Source organism: Sporosarcina sp. resist, assembly GCF_014302295.1.
GTDB lineage: Bacteria > Bacillota > Bacilli > Bacillales_A > Planococcaceae > Sporosarcina > Sporosarcina psychrophila.
This window is the reverse complement of sequence record NZ_CP060287.1, coordinates 3,179,747-3,194,296: the sequence shown is the minus strand read 5'-3', so window position 1 is coordinate 3,194,296 and position 14,550 is coordinate 3,179,747. Positions and strand designations below refer to the sequence as shown.

The window sequence follows — 14,550 nt, the reverse complement described above, 5'->3', positions numbered from 1 at the left end:
CGAATGGTGTTGGAATTTGAGTCACTGAAAGAAGGACAGCAGCTTGAATCATTAACAAAGCAAACGATTACAAAAGTGCAATTAGTGAAGTATGCAGGTGCTTCAGGAGATTTCAATCCGCTACATACGGATGATGAATTTGCTCAAAAGGTTGGAATGGATGGCGTAATTGCCCATGGCATGTTGGTGATGGGGTTTTTGGGTGAATATGTCATGGGGATCGCTGGAGATTTTGCCGAACCTTCTCGATTTCGTATGCGATTTGGTGCAGTGACCAGACCAGGTGACCGAATTACATGTTCAGCAATTGTAGAAAAGGTTTATGAAGTAGTTGGTGAACGCTTTGTTGATTTAGCATTAAAAGCTGAAAAAGCACCTGGTGAGGTGGTTGGTTCCGGTAAGTCCACATTACGTTTTCGTTAAGAAAAATCCAAGTAAATAGAAATACGGAGGTTTTATCATGGGGAAAATAGCTGACCGCTATGCAATTGTTGGAGTAGGAGAAAGTGAACGTTCGCGAAAGTCTGGAACAACTCCACTGCATTTAGCATTAGATGCTGCCAGAGCAGCCCTTAATGATGCTGGTCTAGATGCTCGAGATATTGATGGGTTTATGAGTTATAACGAGAATGACTCTTGTACTTCCCATCAGTTGGCAACCTATCTAGGTGTCCGTCCGAAGTATGTTAAGGATATTTTAGGTGGTGGGAGCAGTACGGAGATGTTAATAGCAGATGCTGTCGGACTAATTGAAACGGGACAATTAAATACTGTTTTAATCTTCCGCTCTATGAACGGTAGTTCAGGGCAACGTGTGGGTCGTGGATATGATCCTGATATGTTACAAGAAGCTTTACCAGGTGGAAGTTATATTATTCCATATGGTTCCGCAAGCCCTTCACAGTGGTTTGGTATGTTTGCAACTCGTCATATGCATAAAACGGGAATTACTAAAGAACATCTTGGGCATGTTTGCACAAGTTTCTATGAGCATGCGCAAAGGAATCCAAAAGCATTTTTGCGTGGTAAACCTTTGACAATGCAACAGTATCTAGAAACTCCGGATATCAGTTATCCATTTAATATACATGATTCTTGTCTTGAGTTGGATGAAGCAAACGCAATTATTGTGACATCGGCGGAGAGAGCTAAGGATTGTAAATCAAAACCTGTATATATTATGGGGATGTCAGCTAGGCAGTGTCATCCACATGCTCATTATTGGTCCGATTTGGACCAGGTGGCTTCGGATTATGTGGCAGCTGAATTGTATAAGTCTGCCGGTGTGAAGCCGGAAGATATTCAAGTTGCTTCTATCTATGATTGTTTTAGCTGGGTAGTTCTTCGTCAACTTGAAGCGTATGGTCTTGCGCCTAAAGGGGAAATCGGAAACTTTGTTGCAGAAGGTAATCTGCGGATAGGTGGCAAGTTGCCAACCAATACAGCTGGAGGGATGTTATCCGAAGGCTATACACACGGTATGAATAACGTGCTAGAAATTGTTAGGCAATTGCGCCATCAGTATAAAGGAACAGATCGTCAAGTGAAAGAATGTGAAATTGGCATATGTACGGGCTGGAGTGGTCCAGATATTGCCGGTGCAATGATACTTAGAAATTAGGAGGGATGACAATGGGATACCAAAAACCAGTTCCACTCAAAAATCAAGATAACAGTCCTTATTGGGATGCGGCCGATCGCCATGAGTTGAGCTTGCAAAGATGTGATAGTTGTCATGAGTATGCACATCCACCTGGACCAAGTTGTGCAAAGTGTGGAAGCACGGAACTTAGCTGGATAAATCTTGGCAGTGATGTAAAAGCAAGAATTTATTCGTATGTCATTTCCTATCGCCCATTCTTACCTGGTTTCCAGGAAGATTTGCCATTGATTATTGCGCAAGCTGAGTTAGAAGAAGTACCAGAAGTAAAAATTACATGTAATGTACTGCAGTGTAAACCAGAAGATATTGAAATTGGCATGCCTGTTCAAATGATATGGGAAGGTATCTTGGAAGACAGAGCCCTTCCGCAATGGATTGCAGTCAAATAGATAACTCCATAAGGAGGAGGGAAAATTTATGGATTTCTCATTCACAAAGAAAGAAGAAGAATTTCGTTTGGAATTAAGGACATGGCTAGAAAATAACCTACCAGCAGGATGGTTAGAAGGAAATAGAAAATTGCCCGAAGAAGTGGATGAGTACTCAGATTTCTTGAGAAAGTGGCAAAATACTCTATATGAAGGTGGATGGGCAGCTATTGCTTGGCCGAAAAAGTATGGGGGGCGAGATGCTACATTGATGGAAGAAATCGTCTATCAACAAGAGATGGTACGTGTAAAGGCACCACCACTTGTCAATTATATAGGTCTTCACATGGTTGCTCCGACATTAATGCAAATAGGCACTGAAGAACAGAAAGAGCAGTATATTAATAAAATACTCACCGGAGAAGAAGTCTGGAGTCAAGGATACTCAGAACCAAATGCTGGATCGGACTTATCCGCTATTCAAACGAGTGCTGTAAAGTCCGGTGATCGATGGATTATTAACGGTCAGAAAGTTTGGACGAGTTTTGGCCATTTGGCCGATCGATGCTTCTTACTAGTTCGAACAAGCCATCAAGAAAAAAAACACAAAGGAATCACTGTATTTCTCTTGGATATGAATCAACCAGGAGTTGAGACTAAACCGATTGTGCAGATGGACGGAGAGCAAGAGTTTAATGAAGTGTATTTAACCGATGCAGTTGCATATGACACTGATATGGTAGGTGAGCTTGATGAAGGCTGGAGAGTCATGATTGCCTTGCTCATGCATGAACGTACAGGTATTGGAGCTCAATTATTTACGTTAGAGCAACAGTTTGATGAATTAGTGGCGTTAACAAAAGAACTTCGTGTAAATGGACAGCCAATGTTAAAAGATCCTTTTATACGTCAGAGGATGGTTAGTATCTATATTCGTTTTCGTGGTTCTCTATTGAATTATTATAGACACCTGACAAAAACGCTTAAAGATGGTCAACCTGGTGCGGAAGGTTCAATGGATAAGCTAATGGTCAGTGAATTAACAAAAGAGTTATTTGGATTTGCTATGTCGATTCAAGGTCATCAGGGCGTTTTATGGAAAGAAGATGCACTTGTGAACTCTAGCTGGCAAGAGAAGTTTCTTCAGTCATTTGGAATGACGATTGGCGGAGGCACAAGTGAAGTTCTCCGCAATACAATTGGAGAGAGAATACTTGGTTTGCCAAAAGATTTGGGGCGATAGATTAAATGGAGGTGTGGATCATATGGACTTTTCGTTAAATCAAGAACAAGAAATGTTTCGTGGGTTTGTTCGCAAATACTTAAATGACGTTGGACAAACCAAGGTTGCTAGGGAGTTCATTAAAGGGGATACGAAAGCGTTACAATCAGTCTTTTCTGGTTTGGCCGAACTTGGTTGTATGGGTATCACTATTTCAGAAGAATATGGAGGTCTAGGTCTCGAAGCATTAGACCTCGTGCCTGTCTTCGAGGAAATCGGAAAAGTGATATTGCCAGGAGCTTATTTGGAAACAATGGCTTTGGCGGTCCCGCTACTTGAGAAGTATGGTTCGGAAGGACAGAAAGAAAAGTACTTAACGGATATTGCATCAGGATCTAGAAGTATAACCCTTGCTTGGTTAGAACCGAAGAAAGACTACAATCCGGATGAAATTGAGTGTTGGGCACGATTAGATGGCGATGATTTGATTATAGATGGGATTAAAACATTAGTTCCTGATGGGGATCTAGTTGATACAATTCTACTTCTCGTTCGGACGGATGAAGGTAAAGAGGGAGATGGGCTATCCCTAGTGCTTCTGGATCGCACAAATGAAACAGTAATTAAAGTACAACAATGTATAGATGAAACGCGTCACCTAACTGAGTTAACCTTTACTAATGTAAGAATTTCGAAAGAACAACTACTTGGCTCAATCAATCAAGGGTGGCCAATTTTACAAGGGGGATTACTATACTTGAATGCAGCGCTTAGCAGCATGATGGTTGGAGGTATGGAGCGGGTTGTTGATATGGCCACAGATTACGCAACTATTCGCAAGCAATTTGGTCAACCAATTGGTCGCTTTCAAGCAATTAAGCATCGGATTGCAGATATGAAAATGGACTTGGAAGCAGCTCGTTCTTTAAGTCATTACGCTAACTGGGCACTTGAAAATGACTATGAAGATCGTGAAGGCGCGATACACAGTGCAAGATCTTTTTCAACAGAAGCTTTTATCCGCATAGCTTCGCAAAATATCCAAATCCATGGTGGAATTGGGTTCACTGAAGAAATCGATTGTCACCTATATTTGAAGCGTGCTCGGTTCTTTGAAAATTATCTTGGTTCAACTCAACATAACAATGAACAGGTAGCTTTAGCATTAGGATGGTAATATAAATCTACTTATCCCAACCATTAGAAAGGGTGAATTAGTTTTGATCACTGCAAATGAATTGAAAAAGTATCATAATCTAATAAACGGGGATCAAACTCCAGCATCTACGGGAGACATGTTAGATAATATTGACCCTTCAACAGCCAAGGTTTGGGCTAAAATACCAAGAAGTACTATAGAAGATGTTGAAACGGTCGTAGCTTCAGCACGTAAAGCTTTTCCAAGCTGGGCGGAACTACCTTCTATAGAACGTGCAGAATACATGAGGCGCATTGGTGATTTACTAGCCGAGCATGGTGAGGAATTATCAGCGTTGGAAACAAGGGGAAATGGGTGGGTCATTAGGGAAACTAGCTATGGTCTTATTCCTGCGCTGAAACAAATATGGTATGATGCCGCGGGAGCCGCGTCTGAAGGCAGTGAAGGTGAAACGATTCAAATGGGAAAGAGTAGCTTCGGGTGTACACTGCGTGAACCTTTAGGGGTAGTGTTAGGGATAACGCCTTGGAATGCACCATTGTTTACATTCACGATAAAAGCAGCCTATGCTCTTGTAGCAGGTAATACAGTAATAATTAAACCATCAGAGCACGCAGCGGCATCTTCACTACGTTATGGTGAATTGTTAGCCGAAATTCTACCTCCAGGTGTACTTAGTGTTATTTCTGGTTTAGGTAGTGAAATAGGAGATGCTTTAGTTAGTCATCCAGAAATCAACAAAGTGAGCTTAACTGGTTCTGGAACAACTGCTAAGGCAATTGCTCAAACTATAGCTGGAAATCCTAAACCATTAATATTTGAACTTGGAGGAAAGTCTCCAAATATTGTTTTTGCAGATGCAGATTTAGATAAAGCGGCTGATGGAATAACCGGAAGTATTTTTACAGGAAACGCAGGGCAATTATGTGTCGGCGGTTCCAGAATACTTATTCAACGCTCTATCTTCGCGGAGATGATAACACGCATAAAAGGAAAAATGTTGAATCCAGAAATAACGAGACTGGGTGACCCAATGAAACCGGAAAGTACAATGGGGCCAATCGCTAACTTGGCGCAGTATGAGAAGGTTTGTTCTTATATTGACTTAGGTGTAGAAGAGGGAGCTGAAATAGTCTTTGGTGGAAGACATGGTGGAGAAGTTGTCTTTTCTGACCAGCCGCAACTATCCGATGGTTATTGGGTTGAACCAACATTGTTAAAGGTTAACAGTAATTCCCTTCGCATCTGTCAAGAGGAGATTTTTGGTCCGGTTGCAACTGTTATGCCTTTTGATACAGAAGAAGAAGCGGTTGCAATTGCAAATGATACCTCTTTTGGTTTAGGTGCAGGGGTATGGACGAATGATCTGAGTCGTGCCCATCAGATGATTCGTAGAATATCGGCAGGCAATATCTGGGTGAACACTTATGGTAGGGTAGGTCCTGGATTACCATTTGGTGGATTTAAAGAAAGTGGATACGGCACCGATTCGATACTAGAATACACGCATAAAAAGGCTTGTGTCATTGAGCTAGGATAGTAAATTTAAGGGCAACTATACAGTTGCCCCATTTTTATAATGAAATTGAGAAGTTGATGAAGTTAATTTAAGTGAATTAATTCTTGGTCGCTCTTTTCTAAGTGAACTGTTTGGGGATTAAGTTGAAGTGAGCATTAAATTCTGAATAAGTGCTCCGTATTCAACACTTTTTTTGCTGGTTTCGATACGTTTGTTCAATGTGGAAATGGAAGTAGGAGATAATTCAAAAGGGGTGTTAAGCAAAAGAAAATCTATGTAAATAACTGAATATTATTATTGTTATAATTAGTTAGATTTCCTACTACTCCAACCAGAACGTATCTATTTAAAAACCAAGGGGGTAATAAGAGTGGAAGAAAAATTATTTGATGAGAAATCAATTACTAGAGGTTTTTATTTTATATGCTTTGGGACATTCTTTGTTATGTTAAGTTTAGCTACACACCTACCAGCATATCCCCACATGTTAGCAAGTTTTGATTTAGGTCCAGGGCATGCGGTATGGATGCAGTTAGGACTTGCTCTAGGCTTAACTGGATTCCAGCCTTTATTAGGATGGCTAGGTGATGCTTTTAGTCTAAAGGTTGTTATTCTTTTAGGCGCAGTATTTATGGTGATAGGATCTATGTTGGTTGCACTTTCACCAGCTTTTTGGGTATTAGTAGTAGGTCTCTTTTTCAAAGGAATGGCCGGCGCTGCTATAGCTCCTTCCGGCATTGCTTATGCCGGAAGGTTTTTCACGGGCGAGAAGCGTGGAAAGACACTTGGTTTGTTTATCGCATTATCTACTATTGGTGCTCTATTCGGTCCGGTATTAAGCGGGATATTTGTAGATACTTTAGGATGGACATCTAGTTTTTGGTTTACTGCAGTTCTTGGAGGCGTAGCATTTTCATTGTTTTTCTTAGGCGTACCAAGTATTAAAATGGAGACACGACGTTCTTTCGACTTCTTGGGTGTGGTTTTCGTACTAGTTGTATTAGTAGGTCTTTTAACAATCCCAACGTTTATTAATAATTATGGATTTACTTCCGGATTGTGGCTGCCTTCCTTTGCGGTTTTTGCTATTGGCTTATTCTTATTAATTGGTGTTGAAAAAAGGCGGAAAGAACCTCTGCTTGACTTGAATTATGTGACTAACCGAAGTTTTTGGGTTCCAACAGTGATGGCAGTTTTATTGCTGGTTGGGTTCGCGGGCGTCATGTATTTACTGACATTTTTTGTGCAAAATGTACAAGGGAAATCTGCTACTACTGTTGGCGTCTTGCAAATGGCGATATTTTTAGGGGCGTCAGGGGCTGCGATATTGAGTGGTAGAATTATTAAAAGGTTTTCTGCTCGTGTGATGCTCGGAACGGGTATAGTTACTTTTATTGTGGGCTTAGTTATGCTAACCATGGTTAAGATAGATGCTTCATTTACGTATCTATTTATCGCAATGAGTTTAATAGGAATTGGCTCTGGTTTCAATAACCCTGTAATAAAAGCGATTATTGTTTCAAAAGCAACCTTATCCCGTATGAATGTTATTACATTTACAAATTCAGTGATAGAGAATGTTGCACAACGTTTAGGGGCTTCTTTCGCACTAGTAGGGTTTGCTTTATTCGCCGCTAAAGGCAATGGAGTAAATGCGTTAGCTAATACATCATTGATTTTTATAGCACTTGCGGCAGGGTCTTTGTTATTTCTTGTATTAATACCTAAAAAAATTGAGGGGATTCATGAGGTGAATGAAAGGGTAGAAGGTGTTCAAGAGGTAAATGGTTCAACAATTACTAGTATTAAAGTAGATAGTATTGAGAAGGAAACTATCAAAATATAATCAAATTCATGATGGAATTCCGACAATTCCGAGGATTTGATTGAAAAGTAATTGAATGAAAAAACAAGCATTATCGGATTCCAAATGGCTTGTTTTTTGCAGGTGATTGTGGAGGATTCATTGGTATTGAATCCTGAAAATAAAAATCATTGTATACACATGAACAAGGGGGTGATGATTGTATCTACCGATGAAACAAACTATTATGTAATTCATTGGATATATGATAAACTAGATGTAAGTTAATATATTGGGTTTGAGCTAATGAGAGACCTCAGGGAATGGTTGCGTATCGCAACTTATTTCTTGAGGTCTCTTTTTCACTTATAAAATACCATAATTTAGAAGGAGACGAGATAAATGACAAACTTTTCATCATTAGAACGGGAAGAGACATTAGACAAATTAGCAACAGAGGAATTTGATTTACTCATAATCGGAGGGGGAATTTCAGGAGCTGGAATCGCTTTAGATGCTACGGCACGTGGGTTGAAAACAGCGCTTGTCGAAATGCAAGACTTTGCTTCTGGCACTTCAAGCCGCTCGACAAAACTTGTCCATGGCGGATTACGTTATTTAAAACAATTTCAAATCAAAGAAGTAGCGGAACTTGGAAAAGAGCGGGCAATCGTCTATGAAAATGGACCACATGTCACGACTCCAGAATGGATGGTCCTTCCTTTTCATAAAGGAGGAACGTTTGGCAAATACTCGACTTCTTTTGGTTTGAAAGTATATGACTTTCTCGCAGGCGTTAAGAAAGCTGAAAGAAGAAGGATGTTAACAAAAGAAGAAACCCTTCAGAAAGCACCGCTTGTGAAACAAGAAGGATTATTAGGCGGCGGCATTTACGTCGAATACCGCACTGATGATGCACGCCTGACAATTGAAGTTATGAAAGCAGCCGCTGAAAAAGGCGCAACCTTAGCAAACTATGCAAAAGCAGAAACCTTTATTTATAAACAAGAAAAAATTGCCGGTGTGCAAGTGTTAGATACATTAACAAATAAAAAAGTTGTTATTAAGGCGAAAAAAGTTGTCAATGCGGCTGGACCTTGGGTAGATGATGTGAAGGGGATCGAAGGCGAAGCTACAACAAAAGGAAAACACTTAATTTTATCAAAAGGTGTGCATCTTGTATTCGATCAAAAAGACTTTCCGTTGCACCAAGCAGTTTATTTTGACACACCCGATAAACGTATGATTTTTGCAGTGCCTCGCGATGGAAAAGCTTATGTGGGAACAACGGATACATTCTATGAAGGAGATCCAAAAGTGATGCAAATTACTGAAGAGGATCGCTCGTATATCTTAAATGCGATTCATTATATGTTCCCTAGTCTTAAATTGACAGCTGAAAACGTGGAGTCGAGTTGGGCAGGTGTCAGACCACTCATCCATGAGGAGGGCAAAGGTCCGTCGGAAGTATCGAGAAAAGATGAGATTTGGGAATCGGAGAAAGGTCTCATTACAATTGCAGGTGGGAAATTGACCGGCTATCGTAAAATGGCGGAAACTGTGGTGGATAAAATAGTTGATCAGCTTAGTCATGAAGAAATTCGTCATTTTAATAAGTGTGTGACGAAGAATTTGCCAATCTCAGGTGGTGATATTGGTGGTTCATCAAATATGAACCGTTTTATGGCCCAGGCGATTGAAAAAGGACAATTAGCTGGATTTACGGAACGACAAAGCCGACACTTGGCAACACTTTATGGCACCAATGTTGACCAAGTATTTGCGATTCCCTTTGAAGCAAACACAGCAATTCCACGTATTCTTTATGTGAAATTACGCTATGCAATTGAATCTGAAATGGTTGCCAAACCAACTGATTTCTTTGTTCGGAGAACTGGGGATATGTTCTTCAATATTGACAACGTTAAAGCTGGGAAAAAAGACGTGCTAGATGAAATGGCATTCATTTTCGAGTGGACAGATGCAGAGCGTCAGCAATACGAAAAAGAACTGGCTGATGAGCTGACAATTGCAACAACAGTGTTGTAACATGCTATATTGGAGACAGGAAGCATGAAAGGAGGCAGTGCAAAAGATGCCTTTTCACGATCAAAAGATATTGCCCGCTGCGCGAAGCTTAAAGCAGTTTGAACAGTTGCTAAAAAGCCCATTTGAATACATTGTTCTCTTAGAAGTGCATGTTGGCAATCTTAAAACGCTCAAAACAGAAGCAGAGAAATATGGGAAAAAAGTAATCATCCATGCCGATTTGATTCAAGGATTGAAAACGGATAATTTTGCTGCCGATTTTCTATGCAATGACATTAGACCAGCTGGCATTATTTCGACGAGGTCCAATATGATCATGAAAGCGAAAGCCAAAGGAATTATCGCTATTCAACGCATGTTTCTCTTAGATACAATCGCTTTGGAAAAAAGTTATTCCTTGATTGATCAGACAGTTCCTGACTATATTGAAATGTTGCCGGGGGTAATACCAGAACTCATTAGCGAAGTGTATGATAGAACAGGAATTCCAATTATTAATGGAGGCTTGATTCGGACAAAAAAACATGTCCAAGATGCATTGGATGCGGGTGCTGTCGCAGTAACAACATCAGACCATGAGCTGTGGGATTCATTCATCAAAGATTGACAGTCTTTTTTAATAAGAATATACTAATAGCAAGTCAATAGTAAGTGGTTGAGCTAAGGAGTCCACGTTTGAACCCTACGGAATGTAGGTGTTTAAACGTGGGCTTTTTCATGTCTAAAATCAACCACTACAAAATAGAAACGAAGGTGGATTAAAAATGACACCCTTTATAGCAGAGCTAGTTGGGACAATGATTTTAATTATTTTCGGTGCTGGAGTCGTCGGTGGTGTTTTGATGAAGAAGTCGAAAGCCCAAGACTCTGGTTGGATTGTAATCACAATTGGATGGGGACTCGCCGTTGCAATGGGGGTATATGCAGTTGGTGGTGTCAGCGGTGCACACTTGAATCCCGCGGTGACCCTCGGAATGGCTTCCATTGGTGAATTCCCATGGGCTGATGTCCCCATGTATATGCTAGCTCAAATACTTGGAGCGATTTGTGGAGCAATCATTGTTTATTTCCATTACTTGCCTCACTGGAAGGAAACTGAAGACGAAGCGGCGAAGTTATCTGTATTCGCTACAATTCCGGCAATACGTCATCCACTCTCCAATTTAACGAGTGAAATAATTGGTACGTTCATTTTACTGCTTGGTTTACTAGCAATCGGTGCAAATGAGTTTACGGAAGGCCTGAATCCACTAATTGTAGGTGCGTTGATTGTTGCCATTGGGGTCTCATTGGGTGGAACAACTGGCTATGCCATTAACCCAGCCCGTGATCTAGGCCCGCGTATAGCCCATTTCTTTTTGCCGATTCCTGGGAAAGGGAAGTCAGATTGGAGTTACGCATGGATACCTGTCGTAGGTCCGTTATTGGGCGGAACATTTGGTGCGCTGTTTTATCAACAAGTGTTTGAAGGTGTTACTAGCATTGCATTTTGGATTGTTGGTAGTATTGTGTTAGCGGTATTGTTAGGTGCACAGTATTCATTAAGAAAAGAGTCGGCACAAGACGCAAAACAAAGTGTTACAGAATAGCTAAGAAGATTCATACATTATGTAATAAAAACTCACTATATGGGGGACTAAATAATGACTAAAAAATATATAATGGCTCTTGACCAAGGCACAACAAGTTCGCGGGCAATTCTATTCGATAAAAGCGGTAAGATTTTACATACAGTCCAACAGGAATTCACTCAATACTTTCCTCAATCTGGATGGGTCGAACATAATGCAGACGAAATCTGGAGCTCCGTTTTAGCTGTTATTGCAGGTGTATTGTCAGAAAAGAATATTGCAGCTGAACAAATCGAAGGCATTGGCATAACAAATCAGCGCGAAACAACAGTTATATGGGATAAAAATACAGGAAAACCAATTTACAATGCCATTGTTTGGCAATCACGTCAAACTGCTGAAATATGCGACGATCTGAAAGAGAGCGGTTACAATGATCTGTTTCGAGATAAAACTGGCTTACTTATCGATGCTTATTTCTCAGGCACAAAAGTGAAATGGATTTTGGACAACGTACAAGGGGCAAGAGAAAAAGCGGAGCGTGGAGATCTTCTATTTGGAACAATTGACACATGGATTGTATGGAAATTATCTGGCGGGAAAAGGCATGTAACCGACTATTCCAATGCTTCGAGAACACTTATGTACAATATTCACGAATTAAAATGGGATGAGGAATTGCTCTCTATCTTAGACGTCCCTGCGTCAATGCTACCAGAGGTCCGTCCCTCTTCTGAGATTTATGCGCATACGGAAAAAAGTCACTTCTTTGGTCATGCTGCTCCGATTGCTGGAATCGCCGGTGATCAACAAGCCGCATTGTTCGGGCAAGCTTGTTTTGAAAGTGGGATGGTAAAAAACACATATGGAACTGGTTGCTTCATGTTAATGAATACGGGGGATAAAGCAGTCAAGTCAGATCATGGTCTATTGACAACCCTTGCGTGGGGAATCGACGGAAAAGTAGAGTATGCACTTGAAGGTAGTATTTTCGTTGCAGGATCTGCCATTCAGTGGTTGCGTGATGGACTTAGAATGTTCCGTAATTCATCTGAAAGTGAAGAATACGCTAAACGCGTTGAATCGACAGAAGGCGTTTACGTTGTGCCAGCATTTGTCGGCCTTGGAACACCTTACTGGGATAGCGATGTAAGAGGTGCCATTTTCGGATTGACACGTGGTACAGAGAAAGAACATCTTATTCGTGCAACATTGGAATCACTTGCATATCAAACAAAGGATGTACTTGATGCAATGGAAGCAGATTCTGGAATCTCTTTAAAAACGTTACGTGTAGACGGCGGCGCAGTTGAAAACGATTTCCTTATGCAATTTCAGGCAGACTTATTAAATGTACCTGTCGAGCGTCCACTGATTAGTGAAACAACTGCACTAGGAGCCGCTTACTTAGCAGGTCTTGCCGTTGGTTTTTGGACGGATCGCTCAGAAATCTCGGCTCATTGGAATCTAGACCGACCTTTCGAACCGAAAATGGAGCAGCAACAACGCGAAGACTTATACGCTGGGTGGCAAAAAGCAGTCAAAGCCGCTATCGCTTTTAAGTAAGATTTGCTGATAATACGCATGGGCATAGATATGACCTTGTAACAACCGAAAGAACATAATAATAGTATACAACTAAAGAAATAGATGGATGCTAAAACAATCCGCTACTATTAGTTAGGGGTGTGTCTATGCCAGCGATTACAGGAAACGATTATCTTGAACGAATTGATCGGCTACAAACGAATGTATGGATAGATGGTAAACTTGTAACGGACAATATTTCTAAACATCCTGCATTCAAAGGTGTCATGGAAAGCCAGGCAGCGCTATATGATTTGCAATATGATGCGACATGTAAAGACGTCATGACCTATCCATCGCCATCAACTGGAGATTCAATAGGTCTGTCTTATTTACAGCCGAAATCAAAAGAGGATTTAGTTAAAAGGCGGGCAATGGTTCAACAGTGGGCTAAATCGAACAATGGTATGATGGGAAGAAGTCCAGATTATATGAATACTGTGTTAATGGCTCTTGCATCGTCTGTGGGTTTATTGGAAGGAAAAGAAAATTGTTTCCCGGAAAACATACTTGCGTTCTATGAATATGCACGTGAAAATGATTTGTCCATGACACATACATTTATTGACCCACAAGTAAACCGGGGGCAATTCTATTTTGAAGATTCAGATGAGCCGATTGCTGCCAAAGTGATGGATAGAAACGAAGCGGGAATCATTATAAAAGGTGCGCGGTTGCTGGCAACACAGGGCGGCATAACGGATGAAATCATGGTGATTTCAGCGGGTGGGGTTGATGATAAAGCGTATGGATTTGCGTTTTCTATCCCTAGTAATAGTCATGGTCTAAAGTTTGTCTGCAGAGAATCATTTGTTGGGGGCGACTCCACATTTAACTATCCATTAAGTTCGCGGTATGAGGAAATGGATACGATCGTTGTTTTCGACAATGTATTAGTCCCATGGGAGCGCGTGTTTTACTACGACAACATAGAAGTATCGAACAGTTTCGTGGCTTTGAGTTCGTTCTTACCATTTACATTGCATCAAGTTATTTCTAGACAAATTGTCAAAACGGAATTTGTATTGGGAATAGTTCAGTCAATCATCGAGACCATTAATATCGGTGAATATCAGCATGTTCAAGAAAAGGCTTCTGAAATTATTGTAGCTTTAGAAACAATGAAGGCATTGGTAATGAAATCAGAAATTGAAGCTGAAATCGATGAATGGGGATTTATGCGACCCAATCGAACAACGCTGCAAATCGCGATTAATATATTTCCACGGGTTTACCCGAGATTTACTGAAATTATTCAGCTTTTAGGTGCAAGTGGCTTGATGTCCATTCCAACGGAAAAAGCTTTTCAATCAAGTGTTAGAAAAGATTTAGATCAATATTTGCAGGCTAAATCCAAAGATGCAGAGGATCGTGTCAAAATATTTCGTTTAGCATGGGATTTAACGATGAGCTCTTTTGGTACTCGCGAAACGTTATATGAACGATTTTTCTTTGGCGATCCTATTAAACTTTCGTGTGAATTATATCGTTCCTATGATAAGAAACCATATGTGAAGCGAGTGAATGATATATTGGGATAAATATTCAATGGAAATTGATTGGCTCTTTTTTAGGAGACAATCAATTTTTTTTATGGAGAAAAAGGGC

Annotated in this window: 12 protein-coding genes; all 12 read left to right on the top strand. The window is 40.5% G+C overall.

The features are described from left to right. Nucleotides 1–3 precede the first annotated feature (3 nt). The 12 genes from H7992_RS15735 (at nt 4) to hpaB (ending at nt 14,483) form a co-directional block, all read left to right on the top strand. Nucleotides 4–423, top strand: coding sequence for a MaoC/PaaZ C-terminal domain-containing protein (locus H7992_RS15735; RefSeq protein ID WP_187045209.1), 420 nt, complete (start codon nt 4–6; stop codon nt 421–423). 37 nt (nt 424–460) lie between these two features. Beyond that, nucleotides 461–1,621, top strand: coding sequence for a thiolase C-terminal domain-containing protein (locus H7992_RS15730; protein ID WP_187045208.1), 1,161 nt, complete (start codon nt 461–463; stop codon nt 1,619–1,621). An 11-nt stretch (nt 1,622–1,632) separates the two neighbouring features. Further along, a complete protein-coding gene (locus tag H7992_RS15725; protein ID WP_187045207.1) occupies nt 1,633–2,052 on the top strand; it encodes a Zn-ribbon domain-containing OB-fold protein in 420 nt (139 codons plus the stop codon). 28 nt (nt 2,053–2,080) lie between these two features. Further along, on the top strand, nt 2,081–3,274 hold the full coding sequence (locus H7992_RS15720; protein ID WP_187045206.1) for an acyl-CoA dehydrogenase family protein: 1,194 nt from the start codon (nt 2,081–2,083) through the stop codon (nt 3,272–3,274). A gap of 22 nt (nt 3,275–3,296) precedes the next feature. After that, the gene (locus H7992_RS15715; protein ID WP_187045205.1) at nt 3,297–4,430 is read left to right on the top strand and encodes an acyl-CoA dehydrogenase family protein; all 1,134 of its coding nucleotides are present in this window, start codon (nt 3,297–3,299) and stop codon (nt 4,428–4,430) included. A gap of 43 nt (nt 4,431–4,473) precedes the next feature. Beyond that, on the top strand, nt 4,474–5,952 hold the full coding sequence (locus tag H7992_RS15710) for an aldehyde dehydrogenase family protein (RefSeq protein WP_222617985.1): 1,479 nt from the start codon (nt 4,474–4,476) through the stop codon (nt 5,950–5,952). Between the two features lie 349 nt (nt 5,953–6,301). Next, the gene (locus H7992_RS15705) at nt 6,302–7,777 is read left to right on the top strand and encodes an MFS transporter (RefSeq protein WP_187045204.1); all 1,476 of its coding nucleotides are present in this window, start codon (nt 6,302–6,304) and stop codon (nt 7,775–7,777) included. 360 nt (nt 7,778–8,137) lie between these two features. Beyond that, nucleotides 8,138–9,784, top strand: a complete 1,647-nt coding sequence (locus H7992_RS15700; RefSeq protein WP_187045203.1) for a glycerol-3-phosphate dehydrogenase/oxidase — start codon at nt 8,138–8,140, stop codon at nt 9,782–9,784. 46 nt (nt 9,785–9,830) lie between these two features. Then, the gene (locus tag H7992_RS15695; RefSeq protein WP_067210665.1) at nt 9,831–10,391 is read left to right on the top strand and encodes a glycerol-3-phosphate responsive antiterminator; all 561 of its coding nucleotides are present in this window, start codon (nt 9,831–9,833) and stop codon (nt 10,389–10,391) included. 157 nt (nt 10,392–10,548) lie between these two features. Continuing rightward, the gene (locus H7992_RS15690) at nt 10,549–11,373 is read left to right on the top strand and encodes an MIP/aquaporin family protein (protein WP_187045202.1); all 825 of its coding nucleotides are present in this window, start codon (nt 10,549–10,551) and stop codon (nt 11,371–11,373) included. A gap of 54 nt (nt 11,374–11,427) precedes the next feature. Continuing rightward, nucleotides 11,428–12,921: a glycerol kinase GlpK gene (gene glpK, locus H7992_RS15685; RefSeq protein WP_067210660.1), complete on the top strand. Its 1,494-nt coding sequence runs from the start codon at nt 11,428–11,430 to the stop codon at nt 12,919–12,921. 128 nt (nt 12,922–13,049) lie between these two features. Further along, nucleotides 13,050–14,483, top strand: a complete 1,434-nt coding sequence (hpaB, locus tag H7992_RS15680; RefSeq protein WP_187045201.1) for a 4-hydroxyphenylacetate 3-monooxygenase, oxygenase component — start codon at nt 13,050–13,052, stop codon at nt 14,481–14,483. Nucleotides 14,484–14,550 lie beyond the last annotated feature (67 nt).